Source organism: Vreelandella subterranea (assembly GCF_900111305.1).
Taxonomy (GTDB): domain Bacteria; phylum Pseudomonadota; class Gammaproteobacteria; order Pseudomonadales; family Halomonadaceae; genus Vreelandella; species Vreelandella subterranea.
Map to the genome: position 1 here is coordinate 39,068 of NZ_FOGS01000013.1, position 22,680 is coordinate 61,747.

16 protein-coding genes are annotated in these 22,680 nt (G+C 60.2%); 14 read left to right on the forward strand and 2 right to left on the reverse strand.

The annotated features are described in order from the left end of the window. Positions 1-28 precede the first annotated feature (28 nt). The 12 genes from pilM (at position 29) to eno (ending at position 17,260) form a co-directional block, all read left to right on the forward strand. On the forward strand, positions 29-1,090 hold the full coding sequence (gene pilM / locus BMX75_RS16090; RefSeq protein ID WP_092829648.1) for a type IV pilus assembly protein PilM: 1,062 nt from the start codon (positions 29-31) through the stop codon (positions 1,088-1,090). Continuing rightward, positions 1,087-1,650, forward strand: a complete 564-nt coding sequence (locus tag BMX75_RS16095) for a PilN domain-containing protein (RefSeq protein WP_092829650.1) — start codon at positions 1,087-1,089, stop codon at positions 1,648-1,650. The genes pilM and BMX75_RS16095 overlap by 4 nt, the downstream gene beginning before the upstream one ends. Then, positions 1,647-2,276 (forward strand): type IV pilus inner membrane component PilO, encoded by a 630-nt coding sequence (locus tag BMX75_RS16100; RefSeq protein WP_092829652.1) that lies wholly within the window; start codon positions 1,647-1,649, stop codon positions 2,274-2,276. The genes BMX75_RS16095 and BMX75_RS16100 overlap by 4 nt, the downstream gene beginning before the upstream one ends. Continuing rightward, positions 2,273-2,812 (forward strand): pilus assembly protein PilP, encoded by a 540-nt coding sequence (locus BMX75_RS16105; protein ID WP_092829653.1) that lies wholly within the window; start codon positions 2,273-2,275, stop codon positions 2,810-2,812. The genes BMX75_RS16100 and BMX75_RS16105 overlap by 4 nt, the downstream gene beginning before the upstream one ends. A gap of 54 nt (positions 2,813-2,866) precedes the next feature. Then, the gene (locus BMX75_RS16110; RefSeq protein ID WP_092829655.1) at positions 2,867-4,906 is read left to right on the forward strand and encodes a type IV pilus secretin PilQ; all 2,040 of its coding nucleotides are present in this window, start codon (positions 2,867-2,869) and stop codon (positions 4,904-4,906) included. Beyond that, positions 4,906-5,469, forward strand: a complete 564-nt coding sequence (aroK, locus tag BMX75_RS16115) for a shikimate kinase AroK (protein ID WP_092829657.1) — start codon at positions 4,906-4,908, stop codon at positions 5,467-5,469. The genes BMX75_RS16110 and aroK overlap by 1 nt, the downstream gene beginning before the upstream one ends. Next, a complete protein-coding gene (gene aroB, locus BMX75_RS16120; protein WP_092829659.1) occupies positions 5,466-6,572 on the forward strand; it encodes a 3-dehydroquinate synthase in 1,107 nt (368 codons plus the stop codon). Before aroK ends, aroB begins: the two co-directional genes overlap by 4 nt. A 461-nt stretch (positions 6,573-7,033) precedes the next feature. Further along, positions 7,034-11,476 carry a glutamate synthase large subunit gene (gene gltB, locus BMX75_RS16125; protein ID WP_092829661.1) on the forward strand — a complete coding sequence of 1,481 codons (4,443 nt, stop codon included), beginning with the start codon at positions 7,034-7,036 and terminating at the stop codon, positions 11,474-11,476. 36 nt (positions 11,477-11,512) lie between these two features. Further along, positions 11,513-12,931: an FAD-dependent oxidoreductase gene (locus tag BMX75_RS16130; RefSeq protein ID WP_092829663.1), complete on the forward strand. Its 1,419-nt coding sequence runs from the start codon at positions 11,513-11,515 to the stop codon at positions 12,929-12,931. Between the two features lie 432 nt (positions 12,932-13,363). Then, positions 13,364-15,019: a CTP synthase gene (locus BMX75_RS16135; RefSeq protein WP_092829665.1), complete on the forward strand. Its 1,656-nt coding sequence runs from the start codon at positions 13,364-13,366 to the stop codon at positions 15,017-15,019. A 28-nt stretch (positions 15,020-15,047) separates the two neighbouring features. Further along, positions 15,048-15,911: a 3-deoxy-8-phosphooctulonate synthase gene (kdsA, locus tag BMX75_RS16140; RefSeq protein ID WP_092829667.1), complete on the forward strand. Its 864-nt coding sequence runs from the start codon at positions 15,048-15,050 to the stop codon at positions 15,909-15,911. A 59-nt stretch (positions 15,912-15,970) separates the two neighbouring features. Then, positions 15,971-17,260 carry a phosphopyruvate hydratase gene (gene eno, locus BMX75_RS16145; RefSeq protein WP_092829669.1) on the forward strand — a complete coding sequence of 430 codons (1,290 nt, stop codon included), beginning with the start codon at positions 15,971-15,973 and terminating at the stop codon, positions 17,258-17,260. A 555-nt stretch (positions 17,261-17,815) separates the two neighbouring features. Here eno and fdxA read toward each other — a convergent pair. Both fdxA and mutS read right to left on the reverse strand, forming a co-directional pair. After that, positions 17,816-18,139 carry a ferredoxin FdxA gene (fdxA, locus tag BMX75_RS16150; RefSeq protein WP_092829671.1) on the reverse strand — a complete coding sequence of 108 codons (324 nt, stop codon included), beginning with the start codon at positions 18,137-18,139 and terminating at the stop codon, positions 17,816-17,818. 160 nt (positions 18,140-18,299) lie between these two features. Then, positions 18,300-20,870 (reverse strand): DNA mismatch repair protein MutS, encoded by a 2,571-nt coding sequence (mutS, locus tag BMX75_RS16155; protein WP_092829673.1) that lies wholly within the window; start codon positions 20,868-20,870, stop codon positions 18,300-18,302. Positions 20,871-20,980: 110 nt separating this feature from the next. On the opposite strand from mutS, the gene BMX75_RS16160 reads away from it, so the two are divergent. Both BMX75_RS16160 and recA read left to right on the forward strand, forming a co-directional pair. After that, positions 20,981-21,514, forward strand: coding sequence for a CinA family protein (locus BMX75_RS16160; protein WP_092829675.1), 534 nt, complete (start codon positions 20,981-20,983; stop codon positions 21,512-21,514). A gap of 90 nt (positions 21,515-21,604) precedes the next feature. Then, positions 21,605-22,672 carry a recombinase RecA gene (gene recA / locus BMX75_RS16165; RefSeq protein ID WP_066321310.1) on the forward strand — a complete coding sequence of 356 codons (1,068 nt, stop codon included), beginning with the start codon at positions 21,605-21,607 and terminating at the stop codon, positions 22,670-22,672. Positions 22,673-22,680: the final 8 nt, after the last annotated feature.

Here is a 22,680-nt window from a genome sequence, read left to right on the forward strand (position 1 = left end):
GCGATAGGCAAGCGACTTCGGACCCATAATGCGCTTACTCAAACCCCGCAACGGGTTGATCGGCGTCGACATTACGTCGGCGACTGTCAAGCTGCTCGAACTCAAGAACGCGCATCAGAACTTTCAGGTGCAAAGTTACGCGGTGCGTCCGCTCCGTGAAGGGGCAGTAGTGGAACGTCGCATCCGCGATATCGACGATGTCGCCCAGGTGCTCAGCCGCGCGGTAGAACATGCCAGTCCATCAACGCGTAAGGCGGCGGTGGCCGTACCGGCAAGCGCCGCGATCACCAAGACGCTCAGTTTTCCGCGCTCCCTCAGCGAAGACGACATCGAAGCCCGCATCATCGACGAATCTGACCGGCATATTCCGTTTCCGTTCAATGAGGTGGCGTTTGACTTTGAGTGCCTGGGCCCATCGCCATTCGACGATGATCAGCAGCAGGTAGTGTTGGTGGCCTGCCGCCAGCAGGATGTAAGCCAGTTAACCGAGACCCTAGAGCGCGCCGGGCTTGAGCCCGCCGCCGTTGAAGTTGAAACCTTTGCCATGGAGCGATCGTTCGAAGTGTTGCGCCGCCAGCTTCAGGTTGAGGACGACCCCGACGCCTGCGTCGGCCTGGTGGATATCGGGGCTAATATGAACGCCTTTCACGTCGTGCGCGGCGGGCACATCGTCTACAGCCGCGACACCGTCTTTGGTGGCCGCCAACTGACCGATGCTATCCGCGACCGTTACCAGTTGAGCATGGAAGAAGCCGGTTTTGCCAAAAAACGCGGCGGTCTGCCGGATGATTATCATGACAGCGTACTTAACCCGTTTCTGGAAACGGTCGTGCAGCAGGTGGGGCGCTCGCTCCAGCTTTACTACACCGCGGGGCGTCAGCATGAGGTCAAGCACATTGTGCTGGCGGGCGGGTCGAGCGTGATTCCGGGCCTGGCGGAACGTATCGCCGAGGATAGCGGCATGACGGTGACCATCGCCAACCCCTTCCAGGCCATGGCGGTCAACAGGCGCCTGGATGTCGAAGCGCTCACCAACGATGCCCCAGCGATGCTGACAGCAGGTGGCCTGGCCATGAGGGTTGGGCAATGAGCATCACCATCAACCTGTTACCCTGGCGCGAGGAACAGCGCGAACGGCGCACCCGGCGTTTTTACTACTTCATGGTGCTGATGTTGCTGTTAGGCGTCGCACTCGGCTGGGGCATTGCCAAGTTTTATTCAATGCAACTGGCTGCCCAGCAACAGCGCAATGCGTTTATCGAGACCCAGGCCCGGGAGCTGACAGAGGATATCGGCAACCTGGAAGGCTATAAGGCGGACGCCCTGCGGCTAGGGGAGCAACTGGTGCTGTTTCAAACGCTGCAAACGCAGCGGGCCAGCACCGTCGAGTTGTTCAATGCGCTCGCAAGCAGCGTTGCCAGCGGTGTGGTCTACCGGCAGGTGTCGCGCACCGGTGCCCAGGTAAGCATCGAGGGGAGCGCGGCCAGCGAACGGCAGGTGTCCGAGCAGTTACGCCGCGTCGCTGACAGTGGGGCGTTGGGCGTGCCATCGCTATCCGAAGTCGAGAGCGACGCCGAGGGGGGCGGCCGACAGTTCCGTTTCGACGTTGAGCAACCGTCACTGTCAATGTCCGCCGAGGAGCAGCCATGATCTGGAAGCGGGCGCGGTGGGCGCAGGAATGGCAACAGCTGCGCGATGTCGACTGGCGAGACCTGGATGTGAAAGAAGCCGGTGGCTGGCCATTGCTGCTTAAAGCGCTGTGCGGTGGGCTGGCCCTGCTGGTGGCCGTGTTGATCATGGAATGGTTGATCATCGGCGAGCGTCGCGCTGACTTGGCCAGTGCGCGGCAGCAAGAATCGCGTTTGCTTGGCGACTACCGTCGGCAGTCGGGTGAAGCGGCTCAGCTGCCCAAGATGCGCGAGCAGCTTGCCACCCTGGAAGACCAGATGGCGCGTATACGCGCCATCCTGCCCACCGATGCGGAGATTCCATCGTTGCTCGATAGCATCAGCGATGCCGCGGTGGATAACCGGCTGACGATCGAAACCATTCGTTTGCGCCCCACCGTTACCCAACGGCACTATGTGGAGCAGCCGCTGGATATACAGGTACGCGGCGACTTTCATCAGATTGCCCGTTTTGCCGCCGATATTGCCTCGCTATCCCGGCTGGTGACCCAGCACGACTTCACATTGGCACCCGTCGATAACAGCGGAGGCAACCTGCGGCTTTCCTTGCTGGCGCGTACCTACCGGGACCGGGAGGAAAATCCATGACGTCGTTGGTGCGCCGAGGTCTGGTGGCCGGATGGCTGGCGGCTTTACTCCTGTTGACGGGCTGCGCGGACCCGGCACTCCCGCAACTGGAGGCAAGCCTTGACGATATTCGGCAAAAGGCCAGCAGCGAGCCGGTCATGGTGATTCCCTACATACCGCTTTACCCGGCACAACGCTATCAGCACAGTGACGCGCGAAGCCCCTTTTTGCCGCCGCAATCGATACAGGACAACGCCTATGGCGTGGCGGGTGAAAATGGCCCGGACCCGCAGCGACCTGCCGAACCGCTGGAGCGCTTTTCACTGCAAGAGCTGCAGCTGGTTGGCACGCTACGCATGGGCGGGCGGCAGGTGGCCATGATTGCAACCCCTGAGGGCGAGGTGGTTAATGTCAGGGAAGGTAATTATATGGGCACCAACGATGGCCGCATTGTGGCTATTTCCGCCCAGGAAATTGAGATTCGTGAACGCGTTTACACCCAGCAAAATGGCTGGCAGACACGTCCTGCTTCGCTCACCATCGACGATGAGCGCTAAATGATGACGGGCATGCGCATCACGCAGCGACCCAAAGCAAGTGGATGGAGACCCATGGCAAACACCTTGGCAAGCCGTTTTCGGCAAAGCATGCTGGCAGCAATGATGCTACTTCCCGGCTGGGCGATGGCTTCGGTGCTCACCGACCTGGATGTGCGAAAGACGCAGAGCGGTGCTGTGGCGTTGGAGTTGCGCTTCAGCGGCGATGTGCCTGAACTCAACGGCTACCCGCTGGTGGATCCACCGCGTTTGGCGCTTGACCTTGCGGCTACCCGAAACGGCCTTGCCGAACGTCGAACCCGCGTTGACCTGGGCGGCATTGAGAGCATTACCGCGCTGGAGGGCAACGGTCGCACGCGCCTCGTACTCGACCTGGAGGCACCTCGCCAGTTTCGTTCGTCGGTGTCCGGTGACCGGCTGACGGTGACCCTGGCGGCCGCCGATGCATCGAATGAGGCGCCAGTCGAACGCCTTGAAACCGTTCAGGGGCCGCAGGTGCAGGATATCGACTTTCAGCGCGGTGAGGACGGGGCAGGACGCTTGCTGGTGACCTTTGATCGCGACAGCGTCAGGCCCGAGGTGCGTGAGGGTGGACGCAATGAGGTGATTGTCGATCTGGGGGAGGTGAATGTGCCCGACGCCCTCAATCAGGTTTATGACGTGACTGACTTTGCCACGCCGATCACACGTATCACGCCGCGCCGCGGGCAACACGGCAGCGAGCTGGTGCTGGCCACCGACGGCCCCTATGCCATGGTGTCATCCCAGTCAGGCGATCAGCTGACGGTGGAAGTTCAGCCTGTCAGCGAAGCTCCCCAGCAGGCCCGTATGGATCAAGGTGAAGACTACACCGGTGAGCGCCTCAGCCTGAATTTCCAGGATATTGAAGTGCGCGCCGTGCTGGCCACCCTCGCCGATTTTACCGGCTTGAACCTGGTGGCCAGCGACAGCGTCAGCGGGCGGGTAACCCTCAACCTTAACGATGTGCCCTGGGACCAGGCGCTGGACCTGATTCTCCAGAGCCAGGGGCTTTCCAGCCGTGAAAAGGGCAACGTGATAGTCGTGGCGCCGGCGAGTGAGCTGGCTGAGCTGGAGCGACAGGAACTGGAAGCCCGCGAACAGCAGGAAACGTTGGCGCCATTGATTACCGAGTTCATCGAAGTGAAATACGCCCGTGCCGAAGACCTGTCGCAACTGCTGCGCGGTGGTGATGGCTTCGGCCTGCTCACCGAGCGTGGTCGGGTCAGCGTTGATCAACGCACTAACACGTTGCTGATTCAAGACACCCCGGATCAGGTGCGTGAAATCGTGCGCACCCTGGACCGTCTGGATGTGGCCGTTCGCCAGGTGCAGATTGAAGCCCGTATCGTGATCGCCCGTGATACGGCTTCCCGTGAGCTGGGCATTAATTGGGGAGCGTCCAGTACCCGAGGTTTCCAGGAAAGTGACAGCGGTCAATTTATTGGCCGGGATATTAACCCGCAGGGCCTGAACCGCGCTCGGGGCGGGCTGGCGGTTGATTTTGGCAACGCGTCCGACGCGGGTGCCGGGTTCAGCTTTGGCTATCTGGCAGGCGATGTGTTGCTCGACCTTGAACTGCGCGCCCTGGAAAGCGAAGGCAAGAGCCAGACCATTTCACAGCCCAAGATCATTACCGCCAACCAGCGCACCGCCACCATCAGCCAGGGCGAGGAACGCGCCTTCCAGAGCGTCGATGGTAACGATAACCCGAACACCGAATTTAAAGAAGCCGAGCTATCGCTTGAGGTCACCCCGCAGATAACGCCGGACAACCGCATCATCATGGATCTGCTGATTCGCAACGACAGCTTCCGTGAATCCGAATTTGGCGGAGAGCCCCCTATCGATACCAACCAGATCGAGACACAGGTGCTGGTCGATAATGGTCAAACCGTGGTGCTGGGCGGTATTTTAACCACCGAGGAACTGCGCCAAGTCGCCAAAACACCGCTGCTCGGCGATATTCCCTTGCTGGGTCGACTGTTTCGCTATACCGAAGAGAGCAATGAAAAGGTAGAGTTGTTAGTCTTTATTACACCACGACTTCTTGATGATGGCTTAACGGTTCGCTGATGCAGGATTTACCCAACCTTTTTCTGATTGGCCCCATGGGGGCTGGCAAAAGCACGATTGGTCGACTGCTGGCAGCCGAACTATCGCGCGACTTTTTTGATAGCGACCACGCCATTCAAGCGCGCTGCGGGGCAGATATCCCGTGGATTTTTGATGTGGAAGGCGAGCAGGGCTTTCGCCAGCGTGAGATTCACATGATCGACGAGCTGACCCAACACCATCCCGTGGTCGTCGCGACCGGCGGTGGTGCGGTGCTGCGCGAGGAAAACCGCCGCGCACTCCGCGAGCGGGGCACGGTGGTGTATCTGTTGACCACTGTCGATCAGCAGCTCCGGCGCACGGCCAAAGACCGCAACCGCCCGCTGCTGCAGTGTGCTGACCGCGAGAAGGTGCTGAACGATATGTTCGCCGCCCGAGACCCGCTATATCGCGCCACGTCGGATATTACCGTGCGTACCGACCGGCGCAGTCCGCGGGCGGTGGTCAACGAAATTGTGCGACGCGTCCGGCGCCTTGTCGACCCTCTTGAACCCATAAACTCGTCAAACAAGGTATCCCCATGACCGCAGTTGAGGGCGTACAGCGTACGCTTGAGGTAGCGCTCGGCGAGCGCAGCTATCCGATCCTTATTGGTACGGGGCTTGTGGGCAGGCCCGACCTGCTGACGCCGTATCTGGCCGGTCAGCAGGTCATGGTGGTTACCAATGAAACCATTGCCCCGCTGTATCTGGCCCGCCTCTGCGATGGTCTGCCGGATGATCTTGAGGTGCGCACGGTCGTGCTGCCCGATGGCGAACAGTACAAGACCATCGAGCAGGTAGAGCGTATCTGGAATGCACTGTTGGAAGCGGGGTTTAATCGTCGCTGCACCCTGATCGCCCTGGGCGGCGGCGTCATTGGTGACATGGTCGGCTATGCGGCCGCCGCCTACCAGCGTGGCGTGGCGTTTATTCAGGTCCCGACCACGCTGCTGTCCCAGGTGGATTCTTCGGTGGGTGGCAAGACCGGCGTCAATCACCCGCTGGGTAAGAACATGATCGGTGCCTTCTGGCAGCCCAAGGCCGTGCTGGTGGATATCGGCACGCTGACCACACTGCCCGCGAGGGAGCTGTCAGCGGGGCTCGCGGAGGTGATCAAATACGGTTTCATTCGCGATGAGACCTTCCTGGCCTGGCTGGAAGCCAACATGGCGGCATTACGCCGGGTGGAGCCCGAGGTGATTGCCGAAGCCATCGCCCGAAGCTGCCTGATAAAAGCGGATATTGTCGCTGAGGATGAAACCGAGCAGGGCGTTCGCGCGCTGCTCAACCTTGGCCACACCTTTGGCCACGCCATTGAAGCGCACCAGGGCTATGGCAACTGGTTGCATGGGGAAGCCGTAGGCGCGGGGATGGCAATGGCCGCCACGCTTTCCCAAGCGCTTGGCTGGATCTCGACCGAAGACTGCGAGCGCAGCCTGGCGTTGATCGAGAGCGCCGACTTGCCTGTCCATGCACCGGCAGGCATGTCGAGTGACGATTTTCTGGCCCGCATGCGGCTGGACAAGAAGAATATCGATACCCGCTTGCGGCTGGTGCTGCTCGAGGCGCTGGGCAGCGCCTGCGTCAGCGATGCGGTGCCGCCTGACCAGCTAACAAGCCTGCTCGATCGCTACCCGCGGCGCTAGCCGCTGATTTTCCCTTGTATTGCACCTTGCCGACACCTCGCTTTGACCAAGCGGGGTGTTTTTCGGTGGTGCACAATAAAAGGTTATGCTTTAGCTAATCCGTATGCCTTATGCAGCATCGGCATGGCTAAAATGCGCCTTATTAGACTAAAGTCTAGTGATTTTGGTTTTTCGTTAAAATAGCGTTTAGCTGCATTGCAAGTGGTTGAAGGATATCGATTTTTTAATTGATCGGTTGTGCAACTACAGGATTTGGAAAGGGTTTTGAGGGTCCGGGAGGCGAGGAAAGATTGCGCAAAGCGGCTGCAAATCGCTATGCTGATCGGCCATTTTCCAATGGTAGCGAAGGCAAAGGCCGCCCTCCAGCAGGCCGGTGGACACCACTTAAAAAATCAATAACCCGCCTTTTTATCACAACCGCGCTACCAAAAAAACACGCTGACTAGACTAGAGGCACGCCCATGAATAGAGGTCTTCACCAGCCCGGCGAGTTTCGCGACAACTGCGGCTTTGGCCTGATTGCCCATATGGAAGGGCAGGCCAGCCACGATCTGTTGAAAACCGCGATCGAGTCCCTCACCTGCATGACGCACCGGGGGGGTATCGCTGCGGACGGTAAAACCGGCGATGGCTGCGGGCTGTTGCTTAAAATGCCCACTCACTTCATGCAGGCGGTGGCCAAGGATGCCTTGGGCGTGGAACTGGGCGAGCGCTTTGCCGTTGGGGTCGTGTTCCTACCCGATGATGACAAGCGGGCCGCCCGCGGACGCGACACTCTTGAAGACACGCTCAAGGCGCGCGGCCTGAACGTGATCGGCTGGCGCGACGTACCCACGGATTCCAGCGTATGCGGGCCGATGTCGCTTGATTGCCTGCCGCGTATCAAACAGGTCTTCGTGCAGCCGGGCAGCGGTGAGCACTTTGACGTTGACCTGTTCATGGCGCGCCGTTATGCCGAACAGGCAATGCGCGATGACGAAGACTTTTATGTTGCCTCGCTGTCGTCTGAAGTGGTGTCTTACAAAGGGCTGGTGATGCCCGAAGACCTGCCGGCCTTCTATACAGACCTCAACGACCCGCGTCTGGAAACGGCTATCTGCGTCTTCCATCAGCGTTTCTCGACCAACACCGCACCGCGCTGGCCGCTTGCCCAGCCGTTCCGTCTGCTGGCGCACAACGGTGAGATCAATACCATTCAAGCCAATCGCGGCTGGGCGAACTCGCGTAAAGCGAACTTCGTTAACGAACGCCTGCCGGACATCGCTGAACTGGATGAAATCGTCAATACCACCGGTTCAGACTCCTCCAGCATGGATAACATGCTGGAAGTGCTGCTTACCGGTGGCATGGAGCTACATCGTGCGGTGCGCATGATGGTGCCGCCTGCCTGGCAGAACGTGGAAACCATGGACGCCGAGCTGCGCGGCTTCTACGAATACAACTCCATGCATATGGAACCCTGGGATGGCCCGGCGGGCGTCGTGATGACCGACGGTCGCCAGGCTGTCTGCATGCTCGACCGCAATGGCCTGCGCCCCGCGCGCTGGGTGATTACCAAGAATGGCTATATCACCCTGGCCTCGGAAATCGGCACTTACGGCTATAAGCCTGAAGACGTGGTGGCCAAAGGCCGCGTGGGCCCCGGCCAGATGCTGGCGGTGGATACCCATACCGGTGAGGTACTGCACACCGAGGACATCGACAATCGGCTGAAGTCGGCGTATCCGTACAAGCGCTGGCTCAAGCAGGAAGCCAACTACCTGGAATCGGCGCTCACCGAGTTGGCGCGTTTCCAGAACATGGATGGCAATGCCCTGAACGTGCAGCAGAAGATGTTCCAGGTCAGCTTTGAGGAACGCGACCAGGTGCTGCGCCCGTTGGCCGAAAGCGGTCAGGAGGCGGTGGGGTCAATGGGCGATGATACGCCCATGGCGGTGCTGTCCAGCCGTCCGCGGCTGCTGACGGATTACTTCCGCCAGAAGTTCGCCCAGGTGACTAACCCGGCCATCGACCCGCTACGTGAAGCCATCGTCATGTCGCTGGAAACCTGTTGCGGCGCCGAGTTGAATGTTTTCAAGGCGACCCCGGAGCATGCCCACCGGCTGATCTTGACCACGCCGGTGCTGTCGCCGCGCAAATTTACCGCCCTGGTCAGTCAGGATGATCCGGCGTTTGCCAGTCACACCCTGTCGCTTGGCTATGACCCCGAGCAGCAGTCGCTCAAACAGGCGCTGACCGCGCTGTGTAAGGAAGCCGAAACCCATGTGCGGGCCGGTAAGGTCCTGCTGGTATTGACCGATGCCGATCTGCCCAAGGGTATGCTGCCGATTCAGGCCGTCCTGGCGGTAGGGGCGGTGCATACTCATCTGGGCCGACTCGCCCTGCGCCCCAACGCCAATATTGTGGTCGAGACCGGTTATGCACGGGATGCCCACCAGATGGCGGTACTGTTCGGCGTGGGCGCGACGGCGGTCTACCCATGGCTGGCCTACCAGGTGATGGCGGATATGCACCGCACCGGTGAGCTGACCGGCAACCCGGCAGATGCGCGGGAAAACTACCGTAAAGGCCTGCAGAAGGGGCTGTTCAAGATCCTCTCCAAGATGGGCATCTCGACACTGGCGTCTTACCGCGGTTCGATGCTGTTCGAAGCCGTCGGCCTCGACGACGACATCATGCAGATGTGCTTCCCGGGCATGGCGTCGCGCATCCAGGGCACCGGCTTTGCCGAGCTGCAGATGCAGCAGGCATTGCTGGCCAAAGACGCCTGGATTCCGCGCAAGGGCATCACCCAGGGCGGCTTGTTCAAGTACGTTCATAACCACGAGTATCACGCCTATAACCCTGACGTGGTGATGACGCTTCAGGCCGCCGTGCAGGAAGGCAGCTACGCCAAGTGGAAGAAATTCGCCCAACTGGTCAACGAGCGGCCGGTGGCGACAATCCGCGATCTGCTGGCCCTCAAGCCTGCCGAAACGCCGGTTTCGCTGGATGACGTCGAGCCGGTCGAAGACCTGCTACCGCGCTTTGACAGCGCGGGCATGTCGCTGGGCGCGCTGTCGCCGGAGGCTCACGAAGCCCTGGCCCAGGCGATGAACGAGGAAGGTGGCCGCTCCAACTCCGGCGAGGGTGGTGAAGACCCGGCGCGCTACGGCACGATTCGCAGCTCCAAGATCAAGCAGATTGCCTCTGGCCGCTTTGGCGTGACGCCTCACTACCTGGTCAATGCGGAAGTCCTGCAGATCAAGGTCGCCCAGGGCGCCAAGCCCGGCGAGGGCGGTCAGCTACCGGGCGGCAAGGTCAATCAGCTGATTGCGCGGCTGCGCTACTCGGTGCCCGGCGTGACGCTGATTTCACCGCCGCCGCACCACGACATCTATTCGATCGAAGACCTGGCGCAGCTGATCTTTGACCTCAAGCAGGTCAACCCGGACGCCCAGGTATCGGTCAAGCTGGTGTCCGAGCCGGGTATTGGCACCATCGCCACCGGGGTGGCCAAGGCCTATGCCGACCTGATTACCGTGTCCGGCTATGATGGGGGCACCGCCGCAAGTCCGCTGACCTCGATCAAGCACGCCGGGTCACCCTGGGAGCTTGGGCTGCCGGAAGTCCACCAGGCGCTGCGTATCAACAGCTTGCGTGACAAGATCCGCCTGCAGACCGACGGCGGTCTGAAGACCGGTTTGGACGTGGTCAAGGCGGCGATCCTGGGGGCGGAAAGCTTCGGCTTCGGGACCGCGCCGATGGTCGCGCTGGGCTGCAAGTACCTGCGCATCTGTCACCTGAACAACTGTGCCACGGGTGTCGCCACCCAGGACGACTTCCTGCGCGGCGAGCACTTCCGCGGTACCGTGGACATGGTCAAGAACTACTTCCGCTTTATCGCCGAAGAAGTGCGCGAGCTGATGGCCATGCTCGGTGTGACCAAACTCACCGATCTGATCGGCCGTACCGACCTGCTCGAAGTACTGGAAGGCAATACCGCCTCCCAGCGCAAGCTGGATTTGACGCCGCTGCTGACCAACGACTTCGTGCCCGCGGATGCGCCCCAGTTCTGCAAGGTGAGCCGTAACGTGCCCCACGATCCGGGTGCCAAAAACCAGGAAGTGTTGGCGGCATTGAAAGATGCCATCGAAAACCAGTCGGGTGGCGAGTTCGATTTCACCATTACCAACTGTGACCGTAGTGTCGCCGCGCTGACATCCGGCGCGATTGCCAAGCGCTACGGTGAAGAAGGCCTGGAAAACGCGCCGATCACCGCCCGCTTTACCGGCGTTGCTGGGCAGAGCTTCGGGGTGTGGAACGCCCGCGGCCTGAACCTGTATCTCGAAGGCGATGCCAACGACTACGTGGGTAAAGGCATGAACGGCGGCAGCATCGTGATTGTGCCACCGAAAGTCAGTGAATTTGAAAGCCATAAAACGGCGATCATCGGCAACACCTGTCTGTATGGCGCGACCGGCGGTACGCTGTTTGCGGCGGGTACGGCGGGTGAACGTTTCGGGGTGCGCAACTCTGGGGCGACGGCCGTTATCGAAGGCGCAGGCGACCACTGTTGCGAATACATGACCGGCGGCCTGGTCTGTGTCCTCGGTGAGACCGGGGTGAACTTCGGCGCCGGCATGACGGGCGGGTTTGCCTATGTGCTGGATGAAGAGCGCACCTTCGTCGACAAGTACAACCATGAACTGGTTGAGATTCACCGTGTTAACACCGAAGCAATGGAGGCGTATCGTCGCCACCTGCGCGAAATGATTGAGGCCTACGTCGCAGCGACAGGATCAGCACGTGGGGCGGCTATTTTGGAAGACTTCAGCGACTACGCGCGTCACTTCTGGCTGGTAAAACCCAAGGCAGCAAGCCTGGGTAGCCTGCTGGATCAGTCTCGGCGTCAGCCGGAATAACCGTTTTGTGCCCCTATCGCTGACAGGAGAGAAATCATGGCCAACCGTTTGAATAACGATTTCCAGTTTGTGGATGTGGGTCGTCAGGACCCGCAGAAAAAAGATGCGCGTAAGCGTGCCAAAGAATTTACTGAAATCTACGAGCCGTACAAGCCCACCGATGCGGCCAGCCAGGCACACCGCTGCCTGCACTGTGGCAACCCGTACTGCGAGTGGAAGTGCCCGGTGCACAACTATATTCCCAACTGGCTGCAGCTGGTGGTGGAAGGCAACATTATCGAAGCCGCCGAGCTGTCGCATAAAACCAACTCGCTGCCCGAGGTATGTGGCCGTGTATGCCCCCAGGACCGTCTGTGCGAGGGTGACTGCACGCTCAACGACGGCTTTGGGGCGGTGACCATTGGTTCGATCGAGAAGTACATTACCGATACCGCCTTTGCCATGGGCTGGCGTCCGGATATGTCCCAGGTCACCTGGACGGACAAAAAAGTGGCCATTGTGGGTGCCGGTCCTGCGGGCCTCGGCTGCGCCGATATTCTGGCGCGCAATGGTGTCAAGCCGGTGGTGTTCGACAAGTACCCTGAAATCGGTGGCCTGCTGACGTTCGGTATTCCCGAGTTCAAGCTGGAAAAGAACGTCATGGAACGCCGTCGTGCGGTCTTTGAGGAGATGGGCGTCGAGTTCCGGCTGAATACCGAGATCGGTACCGACGTTGAGTTCGATACCCTGCTCCAGGACTACGACGCCGTTTTCCTGGGCATGGGTACCTACAAGTACATGGAAGGCGGCTTCCCGGGCGAAGACCTGCCGGGCGTCTACAAGGCGCTCGACTTCCTGATTGCCAACGTCAACCGCTGCCTGGGCTTTGAAAAAGACCCCAACGATTACATTTCCATGGAAGGCAAGCGCGTGGTGGTCCTGGGCGGTGGTGATACCGCCATGGACTGCAACCGTACCTCGATCCGTCAGGGGGCCACCAGCGTCACCTGCGCCTACCGCCGCGACGAAGAGAACATGCCGGGGTCGCGCAAGGAGGTCGCCAATGCCCGGGAAGAGGGCGTCGAGTTCCTGTTCAACCGTCAGCCGGTTGCCGTTGTCGGTGACGACAAGGTCGAAGGCGTGAAGGTGGTGCGCACCCGTCTGGGCGAGCCGGATGAAAACGGTCGCCAGCGCCCTGAAGTGGTTCCAGGCTCGGAAGAGATTGTTGCCGCCGATGCCGTGGTCATTGCCTTCGGCTTCCAGGCAAGCCCTGCCCCGTGGTTTGACCCCGCCAATATCCAGGTGGACGAGCGTGACCGGGTGAAAGCGCCGGAGCATGGCCAGTACGCCTACCAGACCAGCAACGAGAAGATCTTTGCCGGTGGCGATATGGTGCGCGGCTCTGACCTGGTGGTCACCGCCATCTATGAAGGCCGCCAGGCAGCGGAAGGCATGCTGGATTATCTGGGCGTTTAATCCGGATTCCAGCACCGGTCTTGTAGGCGCCCGACTTGTCGGGCGATCGGGCCATCTACAAGCGATAACTTGCGGTGGCTTGATAATTGCTGATCGCTCAATAAATTGAGCTCCTACGAACCCCGGCGCACGCACCTAGCCCTGTAGGCGCCCGATTTGTCGGGCGATCGGGCCGTCTACAAGCGATAACTTGCGGTGGCTTGATAATTGCTGATCGCCCAATGAATTGGGCTCCTACAACCCCGGGTGCATGCACCCAAATTGTAGGAGCCTGACTTGTCGGGCGATCAGGCCATCTACTGGCTATCACCCTCGGCGCCTCGATCCCTCTTCCCGCCGTAATTGAGCCTTAGGTCGTACTCTGCTATTCTGTCGTCCCATCCTGGTGTGGCTTTCTGCCGTGCCTTTTGATCACGTTTCGACAGGTTTTTCATGACACGATATATCTTCGTGACCGGCGGCGTTGTGTCCTCTCTTGGCAAGGGCATCGCGTCGGCCTCGCTGGCGGCGATTCTCGAGGCACGCGGCCTTAAGGTCACCATGCTCAAGCTCGACCCCTACATCAACGTCGACCCGGGCACCATGAGTCCCTTCCAGCATGGCGAGGTATTTGTCACCGAGGATGGTGCCGAAACCGACCTTGACCTTGGTCACTACGAACGCTTTATTCGTACCAAAATGACCCAGGGCAACAACTTCACCACCGGCCGTGTCTATGAGCATGTGCTGCGCAAAGAGCGCCGTGGTGACTACCTGGGCGGTACCGTTCAGGTGATTCCGCATATCACCGACGAGATCAAGCAGCGCGTCTACGCCGGGGGCGAAGGCTTCGATGTGGCGCTGGTGGAAATCGGCGGTACGGTCGGCGATATCGAGTCGCTCCCCTTCCTGGAATCGATCCGCCAGATTCGCAGCGAACAGGGCGCCAACCGCGCACTGTTCATGCACCTGACGCTGGTGCCCTATATCAAGACGGCGGGTGAAACCAAAACCAAGCCAACCCAGCACAGTGTCAAGGAGCTCCGCTCCATCGGTATCCAGCCGGATATCCTAATCTGCCGCAGCGAAGTCGAGCTGGAAGAGAGCGAGCGGCGCAAGATTGCCCTGTTCACCAACGTGGAAGAGCGTGCGGTCGTGCCGCTGCAGGATGCCGATACCATCTACCGCATCCCGCTGATGCTTCACGAGCATGGGCTGGACGATATCGTCTGTGACAAGTTGCGTCTGGAAGCCGGTCCGGCGGATCTTTCCGAGTGGGTGAAGGTGCTGGATGCCAAGCTCAACCCGCTGAAGTCGGTCAGCATCGCCATGGTCGGCAAGTACATGGAATTGCTCGACGCCTACAAATCGCTCAATGAAGCCTTGACCCATGCCGGTATCCAGGGGCGCATCAAGGTCAATATTGACTTCGTCGACTCTGAAGATATCGAGCGCCATGGTACCGAACGGCTGGCCGGTAAAGACGCCATCCTGGTGCCGGGTGGCTTTGGCGAGCGCGGCGTTGAAGGCAAGATCATGACCGCTCAGTTTGCCCGTGAAAACAAGGTGCCGTATCTGGGGATCTGCTTAGGCATGCAGGTGGCCGTGATCGAGTTTGCGCGTCATGTGGCGGGCTGGGAAGATGCCAACTCCACCGAGTTCACCCACGATACCCAGCACCCTGTTGTCGGCCTGATTACCGAATGGCTGAATGCAGAAGGCAAGATCGAGCTGCGCGATGCAGCGTCCGACCTGGGGGGCACCATGCGCCTGGGCGGGCAGATATGCCGCCTCGCGTCGGGCAGCAAGGCACGTGAAGCCTATGGTGCCGATGAAATCGTCGAGCGCCACCGCCACCGTTTCGAGGTCAATAACCAGTTTATCGACGACCTGGAAAAGGCGGGGCTGGTGATTTCAGGCAAGAGCGTCGATCAGTCGCTGGTGGAAATGGTCGAACTGGCTGACCACCCCTGGTACGTCGCCTGCCAATTCCACCCGGAATTCACCTCGACACCCCGGGATGGTCATCCGCTCTTCTCGGGCTTTATCAATGCCGCCGTCGAACACAAAGCCGCGCGAGCACGTGCCCACGCGGCACCTCAGGAATAACCACGGGTCAGGAATAACAGGGGGAAGCATGGCTTCTCAAGAGACATTCCAAGAGCACCATATCAACGTTGCCGGCCTAACCGCCGGCAATTCTTTGCCTCTGATGCTGCTGGGCGGCATGAACGTCCTGGAGTCGGCTGAGCTGGCTGACGAAGTGGCCGAGACCTACGTCAAGGTGACCCAGAAACTGGGCATGCCCTATGTCTACAAGGCGAGTTTCGACAAGGCCAACCGCAGCTCCATCCACTCCTACCGTGGGCCGGGGCTGGAAAAAGGCCTGCAGATCCTGGCGGACATTAAAGCTCGCCACGGGGTGCCGGTGATCACCGACGTCCACGAGCCCTGGCAGGCCGCACCGGCAGCCGAAGTGGCCGACATTATCCAGCTGCCAGCGTTTCTTGCACGTCAGACCGACCTGGTCGTGGCCATGGCCAAGACGGGGGTGGCGATCAATATCAAGAAGCCACAGTTTTTGGCGCCGCATGAAATGCGTCATATCCTCACCAAGTTTCGGGAAGCCGGTAACGACCGCCTGATGCTCTGCGAGCGCGGCACCAGTTTTGGCTACAACAATCTGGTTGTGGATATGCTGGGCCTGGGCGATATGAAGCAAACCGGGTCGCCGGTGTTTTTCGACGTGACCCATGCGCTGCAGCGCCCCGGTGGGCGTGCCGATAGCGCCGATGGACGCCGTGCCCAGGTGGCGGAATTGGCCCGCGCGGGCGTCGCGGTGGGGTTGGCCGGGCTGTTTCTGGAAGCACACCCCGACCCGGACAATGCCAAGTGCGATGGCCCCTGCGCCTTGCCGCTGGATCAGCTGGAGCCGTTTCTGACCCAGCTCGTGCAGCTGGATGCGCTGGTGAAAGGCTTTGCGCCGCTGTCCATTCGCTGATGGCGCCGCCAAACGTGATACGTTAAACCTCCATTAGACCGACAACTAAGGACACTGTCATGACCAAAATCGTTGATATCCGTGCGTTGGAAGTACTCGATTCACGCGGTAACCCCACCGTTCAGGCAACCGTTCGCCTGGCAAGCGGTGCGGTAGGCGACGCCTGTGCCCCAAGCGGCGCTTCTACCGGCTCGCGGGAAGCGCTCGAACTACGGGATGGCGACAAGGCGCGCTACCTGGGCAAAGGCGTGCTCAAAGCAGTGGACGCGGTCAATGGCAAAATCCGTGAGGCATTGCTGGGGATGGACGCGCGTGACCAGCGTGGCCTGGACGACGCCATGCTGACCCTGGACGGCACGGACAACAAGGCCAACCTGGGCGCCAATGCCATTCTGGCCGTATCGCTTGCGGCAGCTAAAGCCGCTGCCAATGCCAAAGGCGTGCCGCTCTACGCGCATATCGCCGAGCTATACGGCCAGCCTGGCCAGTACCGCATGCCGGTGCCGATGATGAACATCCTGAACGGCGGCGAGCACGCGGATAACAACGTCGATATCCAGGAATTCATGGTCCAGCCGGTCGGCGCGCCCAGCTTCCGTGAAGGCCTGCGCATGGGCGCGGAGATTTTCCACGCGCTGAAAAAGGTACTGTCGGCCAAGGGGCTCTCCACCTCGGTCGGCGACGAAGGCGGTTTCGCCCCCAACCTGGCGTCCAACGCTGACGCGCTGGCGGTTATCAAGCAGGCGGTTGCCGATGCGGGCTACTCGCTGGGCAGCGATGTGACGCTGGCGCTGGACTGTGCGTCTTCCGAATTCTACAAGGATGGTCAGTACAACCTTGCCGGTGAAGGCAAAAGCTACGACGCCCAGGGCTTCACGGATTACCTGGCAGGCCTGTGCGCGGACTATCCGATCGTGTCCATCGAAGATGGCATGGATGAATCTGACTGGGACGGCTGGAAAGCGTTGACCGATAAACTGGGCGATAAGGTCCAGCTGGTTGGCGATGATTTGTTCGTGACCAACACCAAGATTCTCAAGCGCGGTATCGACGAGCAGATCGGCAACTCCATCCTGATCAAGTTCAACCAGATCGGTTCGCTGTCGGAAACGCTGGATGCCATCAAGATGGCTCAGGACGCGGGCTTTACCGCCGTGATTTCCCACCGCTCGGGTGAGACCGAAGATACCACCATCGCCGATTTGGCCGTGGGCACCTGTGCCGGGCAGATTAAAACCGGCTCGCTTTGCCGCAGTGACCGTGTTGCCAAATACAACCGCCTGCTGGTCATCGAGGATGAACTGGGCGACGTCAGCTACCCCGGAATCAAGGCCATTAAAGGCCAATAAGGCTAGAAATGGCAGCGGCTTTGTAAGAGATGTCTCAAGATTTTGTAAGAGATCTCTTACAAATGCCGTCGAAAATCGCTCGAAAGGCGTAAGAAAAACAGAAATTATGCACTAATTAAAATTTAGGTATCTGTTTTTAAAAGGTTTTTAAAAAAGGGCGGGCCATCGTGGTTCGCCCTTTGCTTTTTAGGACCACCTTGTGGTGTCAGGTGGTTCTGCCACAATGCCCATCAAGGACAAGGGGGGCAAGGATGTCGCCCACGCAGGATGCAACGGGATGCAGGTTGGTGCGCCGGGTGAAACAGAGATGTAAGCCCTGGCAAGGACAGCACCAAAGGAAGTTGACACAGGGAGTGGTCAAGAGGAAGTGCTTGGAGCGGGCGGCCTACGGGCCGCCTTTTTTTTGCATGCATGGCACATGTTTAAGATAAAAGGCCAACATGATTCAAAAGGCCAAGAGACCTAAAAAAATAGACCTAAAAATCAGTAGATAGAAAAAAACCAGCGTATTGGCTGGTTTTAATAGGATCGCTGTTAATGGTGCCGTGAATGGCTTCAGCGTTCCAGCTTCTCCAGCTTGCCGCTTTTTCCATCCCACTCTTCAGCATCGGGCAGCGGGTCTTTCTTCTCGGCAATGTTGGGCCACACTTCCGACAGCTCCGCGTTGATCTCAATAAACTGCTCCTGTCCCTCGGGCAGTTCATCCTCCGAAAATATCGCCTCGGCGGGGCATTCCGGCTCGCACAGCGCGCAATCGATACATTCGTCCGGGTGGATCACCAGAAAGTTGGGGCCTTCGTAAAAACAGTCGACCGGGCAGACTTCGACACAGTCGGTGTACTTACATTGGATGCAGTTCTCGGTAACGACAAACGTCATCTTGCTATCCCTCTTGCGGGACCAAGGGGACGCCCTTGGTCGTGGTCAATCGTGAATGGTTATAAATCAGCCGTTTTTTATAAGCTAAAAAGTATGGGCGACATTCTAGAGGTGCCCAAACGCGGCGGCAAGCGCCGTGGCGTTGTTCTGTTACGCGAATTTAAAGCAGCTCGCGCCATTGATATAACAGCGACAGTGCCTCACGGGGCGATAGCCCATCCACATCCGCGTTTTCCAGCGCCTCCACCACCGGGTGAGGTGCGCTGGCAAACAAATCATTCTGCTGAGGTGCCGTTGTTTGAGACAGCGGCATTTGGCGTTGTTCCTCAACGTCGCGCTGCTCAAGGGTCACCAGTTTTTCACGCGCCCGCTGGATGACCTGGCTGGGCACCCCCGCCAACTGGGCGACCTGCAAGCCGTAACTCTGGCTGGCGGGGCCTGACTCGATGCGGTGCATGAAGACGATGTTGTCGCCATGCTCGGTAGCCGTTAAGTGAATATTGGCCACGCCGTCGGCCTGGTCCGGTAGCCCGGTCATTTCAAAGTAATGGGTCGCGAACAGCGTCAAGGCGCGGGCACTGGCCAGGTGTTCTGCACTTGCCCACGCCAGTGACAGGCCGTCAAAGGTACTGGTGCCGCGGCCGATCTCGTCCATCAGTACCAGGCTGTGCTCGGTGGCATTGTGCAGGATATTGGCGGTCTCGGTCATTTCGACCATGAAGGTCGAGCGCCCGCCCGCCAGGTCATCCGAGGAGCCGATGCGGGTAAAGATACGGTCGATAGGGCCTATTTCGGCGGCGTCCGCCGGGACAAAGCTGCCGCTGTGGGCCAGCAGCGCAATCAGCGCCGTCTGGCGCATGTAGGTGGATTTACCGCCCATGTTGGGGCCGGTGATAATCAGCATGTGCTGCTCGGGGGTGAGGGTGACATCGTTGGGGACAAAGGGATGGTCACTCACCTGCTCGACCACCGGGTGGCGACCGGCGTGGATGGTCAGACCGGTGGCCTCCACCAGGGTCGGGCGTACCCAGTTGAGTGCCTCGGCGCGTTCGGCAAAGGCGCACAGCACGTCAAGCTCGGCCAGCGCCTGGGAGGTCCGCTGCAGCGCGTTGAGCTCCTCGTTGAGCGCGTTGAGCAACTGGTCGTAGAGCCACTTTTCCCGGCTTAGCGCGCGGGATTTCGCCGAGAGGGCCTTGTCTTCGAACTCTTTAAGCTCGGGGATGATAAACCGCTCGGCGTTTTTCAGCGTCTGGCGGCGAATATAGTCGGCCGGGGCCTGCTGGGCCTGGGCCCGGGGCAGTTCGATAAAGTAGCCGTGCACGCGGTTATAGCCAACCTTCAGGTTGGCAAGCCCGGTGCGTTCGCGCTCGCGCGTTTCAAGCTGCACCAGGTAATCACCGGCGTTTTCGGCCAGGCCACGGTGTTCGTCAAGCTCCGCGTCGTACCCCTGGGCGATGACACCGCCGTCGCGGATCACCACCGGCGGATTGTCGACCAGCGCCCGCTGGAGCGTGTCGGTGATCTCCGGGTAGGGGCGAATATGCGGGCGCAGGCTATCCAGCAGGCTGCCGTTTTCGACCTCGCCCAACTGCTGCTCCAGCGTGGGTAGGGTGGCCAGGGCATCGCGCAGGCGTGCCAGGTCGCGCGGACGGGCGCTATACAGTGCCACCCGGGCAAGAATGCGTTCGACGTCACCCACGTCGTTCAGGGTATCGCGGATGGCCAGGTAGTTGGCGTCCAGGCTTAATAGCGCAACGCCTGCCTGGCGACCCTGAATGACGTCGCGTTGGCGCAGCGGCCGATTCAGCCAGCGCTTCAGCAGGCGCGAGCCCATTGCCGTGGTGCAGGTATCCAGAACGCTGGCCAGGGTGTTGTCAGTCCCGCCCCCGAGGTTGATATCGATTTCCAGATTACGGCGGCTGGCGGCATCGATCACCACCGCATCGTCGCGGTTCTCGACGCTGATGGCCGTCACGTGGGGCAGGCGTGAGCGCTGGGTGTCCCGCGCGTAGTCGATCAGCACGCCGGCGGCGACCAGCGCGGTGGTCAAGTGGGCGCAGCCAAAGCCGCGTAAGTCCTGCACTTCGAACTGGTCGCACAGGCTGCGGGTCGCGCTCTGCAAATCAAACAGCCATTCACCCTGGCGGCGCAGGGCCCGGGTCTGCGACCATGCGTCGGGCAGGGTAAGGCTCTCGGGGACCAGCAGCTCAGCCGGAGACAGCCGCGTCAGCTCGGCCAGCATCTCGGCCTCACTGTCGACTTCCAGCACGCTAAAGCGGCCGCTGGAAAGCTCAAGCCAGGCCAGCCCCCACTGCTCGTTACCGGGCGCAACGGCCACCAGCACGTTGTCGCGCCGGGCATCCAGCAAGGCTTCGTCGTGCAGGGTGCCGGGCGTGACAATACGCACGACCTGGCGATCAACGGGACCTTTGCTTGTTGCCGGGTCGCCAATCTGTTCGCAGATAGCGACGGATTCACCGGCGGCTACCAGGCGTGCCAGGTAGCCCTCGGCGCTATGATAGGGAACGCCCGCCATGGGGATGGGCTTGCCGCCTGACTGGCCGCGCTGGGTCAGGGTGATATCCAGCAGCGCAGCGGCGCGCCTGGCATCGTCGAAAAACAGCTCGTAAAAGTCCCCCATCCGGTAAAACAGCAGTACCTCGGGGTGTTCGCGTTTGATCTTCAGGTATTGCGCGATCATTGGCGTGTGCGCGGGGCTGGGCTGTGACATGGGCGTCCTAATTAAGCGGGGCGCAAGCGCGTGGAACTTGCTGCCTGTTCTTTGAGCAACTGAAACGCAGTATTCTACGCTGAATTGACGATGCACATGAAGGAGCGACGATGTCACCCAGTGTCTCAAGCTTGATGAATCTGGACTTATCCCTGCTGGCCCAGCGCCTGGGGCGCCTTTGCCAGCAGGCGCAACTGGAAGTGACCGCGGCCGAGTCGTGCACCGGCGGCGGCATTGCCAGTGCGATCACCTCGGTGGCGGGTAGTTCGGCATATTTCACCACCGGCTACGTCACCTACGCCAATACGGCCAAGACGCGGCTTCTGGGCGTGCCGGAAACCACGCTGAACGCCCATGGTGCGGTCAGCGATGCCGTGGTCAAGGCCATGGTGGCAGGGGCCTGCCGGGAAAGCGGTGCCGGACTTGCGGTGGCTGTCAGCGGTGTTGCAGGCCCCGACGGCGGTAGCGAAGCCAAGCCTGTGGGGACCGTCTGGCTGGCGTGGGGCGATGCGGACCAACAGCAAGCCGAGCGGTTTGTTTTCCCCGGCGACCGTCAGGCCGTTCGTGAGCAGGCCGTGCGCCAGGCGCTGGCAGGCCTGATAGTGCGCCTGGCGGAAAAAGTGGGCGACGGCAGCGAGAAATAATCGCCCGAAACACTAGCTGAGGATTTGTTTAGCGGCTAATCTTTGGCATACTACTGGCTAATTATACAGCTTATGATGAGGATTGACTGAATGGCTCAGGATGATAATCGCACCAAGGCGCTCAACGCTGCGCTCAGCCAGATTGATCGCCAGTTTGGCAAAGGCACGGTCATGCGGCTGGGCGACGCTCCCCGCGTTGTCATGCCGTCGGTGTCCACCGGCTCGCTGGGTCTGGATATCGCCCTTGGTATCGGTGGCCTGCCGTATGGCCGGGTGGCTGAAATTTTCGGCCCGGAGTCCTCGGGTAAGACGACCCTCACGCTGTCGGTGATCGCGCAAGCCCAGAAGCAGGGCAAAGTCTGCGCGTTCGTGGATGCCGAGCATGCGCTGGACCCCAGCTATGCAGAAAAACTGGGGGTCAATCTGGACGACCTGCTGGTGTCTCAGCCGGATACCGGCGAACAGGCGCTGGAGATCACCGATATGCTGGTGCGTTCCGGCGGTGTCGATGTGATTATCATCGATTCGGTGGCGGCGTTGACCCCACGTGCTGAAATCGAAGGCGAAATGGGCGATGCCCACGTTGGCCTGCAGGCACGCTTGATGTCGCAAGCGTTGCGCAAGATCAGCGGCAATATCAAGAATGCCAACTGCCTGGTGGTGTTCATCAACCAGATCCGCATGAAGATTGGCGTGATGTTCGGCAGCCCCGAAACGACCACCGGCGGTAACGCGCTGAAGTTTTACTCAAGCGTGCGGCTGGACATCCGGCGTACGGGGTCGGTAAAAGTCGGCGACGAGGTCACCGGTAACGAAACCCGCGTGAAAGTGGTCAAGAACAAGGTGGCGCCGCCGTTCCGTCAGGCCGAATTCCAGATTCTCTACGGCAAAGGCATCTACCACGCCGGTGAAGTGGTCGACCTGGGTGTGCAGCAGAACCTGGTGGACAAGGCCGGTGCCTGGTACAGCTACAAGGGTAAAAAGATCGGTCAGGGCAAGGCCAATGCGGCCCAGTACCTGGAAGAGCACCCTGACGTCATGGAAGAGATCGAAAGCCAGATTCGCGCCCAGCTGCTTGCCCAGCCCGAGCCGAAGAAAGAAGAGGCTGCCAAGAAGGAAGAAGCGGCTGACGCCAACGCCGAAGACGACCTGCTTTAAGCCGCGAG

Excerpts from the sequence above, each read along its gene's own strand:
- gltB (WP_092829661.1), top strand. The coding sequence starts at position 7,034 with ATGAATAGAGGTCTTCACCAGCCCGGCGAGTTTCGCGACAACTGCGGC.
- BMX75_RS16095 (WP_092829650.1), top strand. The coding sequence starts at position 1,087 with ATGAGCATCACCATCAACCTGTTACCCTGGCGCGAGGAACAGCGCGAA.
- BMX75_RS16105 (WP_092829653.1), top strand. The coding sequence starts at position 2,273 with ATGACGTCGTTGGTGCGCCGAGGTCTGGTGGCCGGATGGCTGGCGGCT.
- recA (WP_066321310.1), top strand. The coding sequence starts at position 21,605 with ATGGCTCAGGATGATAATCGCACCAAGGCGCTCAACGCTGCGCTCAGC.
- pilM (WP_092829648.1), top strand. The coding sequence starts at position 29 with ATGCGCTTACTCAAACCCCGCAACGGGTTGATCGGCGTCGACATTACG.
- eno (WP_092829669.1), top strand. The coding sequence starts at position 15,971 with ATGACCAAAATCGTTGATATCCGTGCGTTGGAAGTACTCGATTCACGC.
- kdsA (WP_092829667.1), top strand. The coding sequence starts at position 15,048 with ATGGCTTCTCAAGAGACATTCCAAGAGCACCATATCAACGTTGCCGGC.
- BMX75_RS16160 (WP_092829675.1), top strand. The coding sequence starts at position 20,981 with ATGTCACCCAGTGTCTCAAGCTTGATGAATCTGGACTTATCCCTGCTG.
- BMX75_RS16110 (WP_092829655.1), top strand. The coding sequence starts at position 2,867 with ATGGCAAACACCTTGGCAAGCCGTTTTCGGCAAAGCATGCTGGCAGCA.
- aroB (WP_092829659.1), top strand. The coding sequence starts at position 5,466 with ATGACCGCAGTTGAGGGCGTACAGCGTACGCTTGAGGTAGCGCTCGGC.
- BMX75_RS16135 (WP_092829665.1), top strand. The coding sequence starts at position 13,364 with ATGACACGATATATCTTCGTGACCGGCGGCGTTGTGTCCTCTCTTGGC.
- fdxA (WP_092829671.1), bottom strand. The coding sequence starts at position 18,139 with ATGACGTTTGTCGTTACCGAGAACTGCATCCAATGTAAGTACACCGAC.
- BMX75_RS16100 (WP_092829652.1), top strand. The coding sequence starts at position 1,647 with ATGATCTGGAAGCGGGCGCGGTGGGCGCAGGAATGGCAACAGCTGCGC.
- BMX75_RS16130 (WP_092829663.1), top strand. The coding sequence starts at position 11,513 with ATGGCCAACCGTTTGAATAACGATTTCCAGTTTGTGGATGTGGGTCGT.
- aroK (WP_092829657.1), top strand. The coding sequence starts at position 4,906 with ATGCAGGATTTACCCAACCTTTTTCTGATTGGCCCCATGGGGGCTGGC.
- mutS (WP_092829673.1), bottom strand. The coding sequence starts at position 20,870 with ATGTCACAGCCCAGCCCCGCGCACACGCCAATGATCGCGCAATACCTG.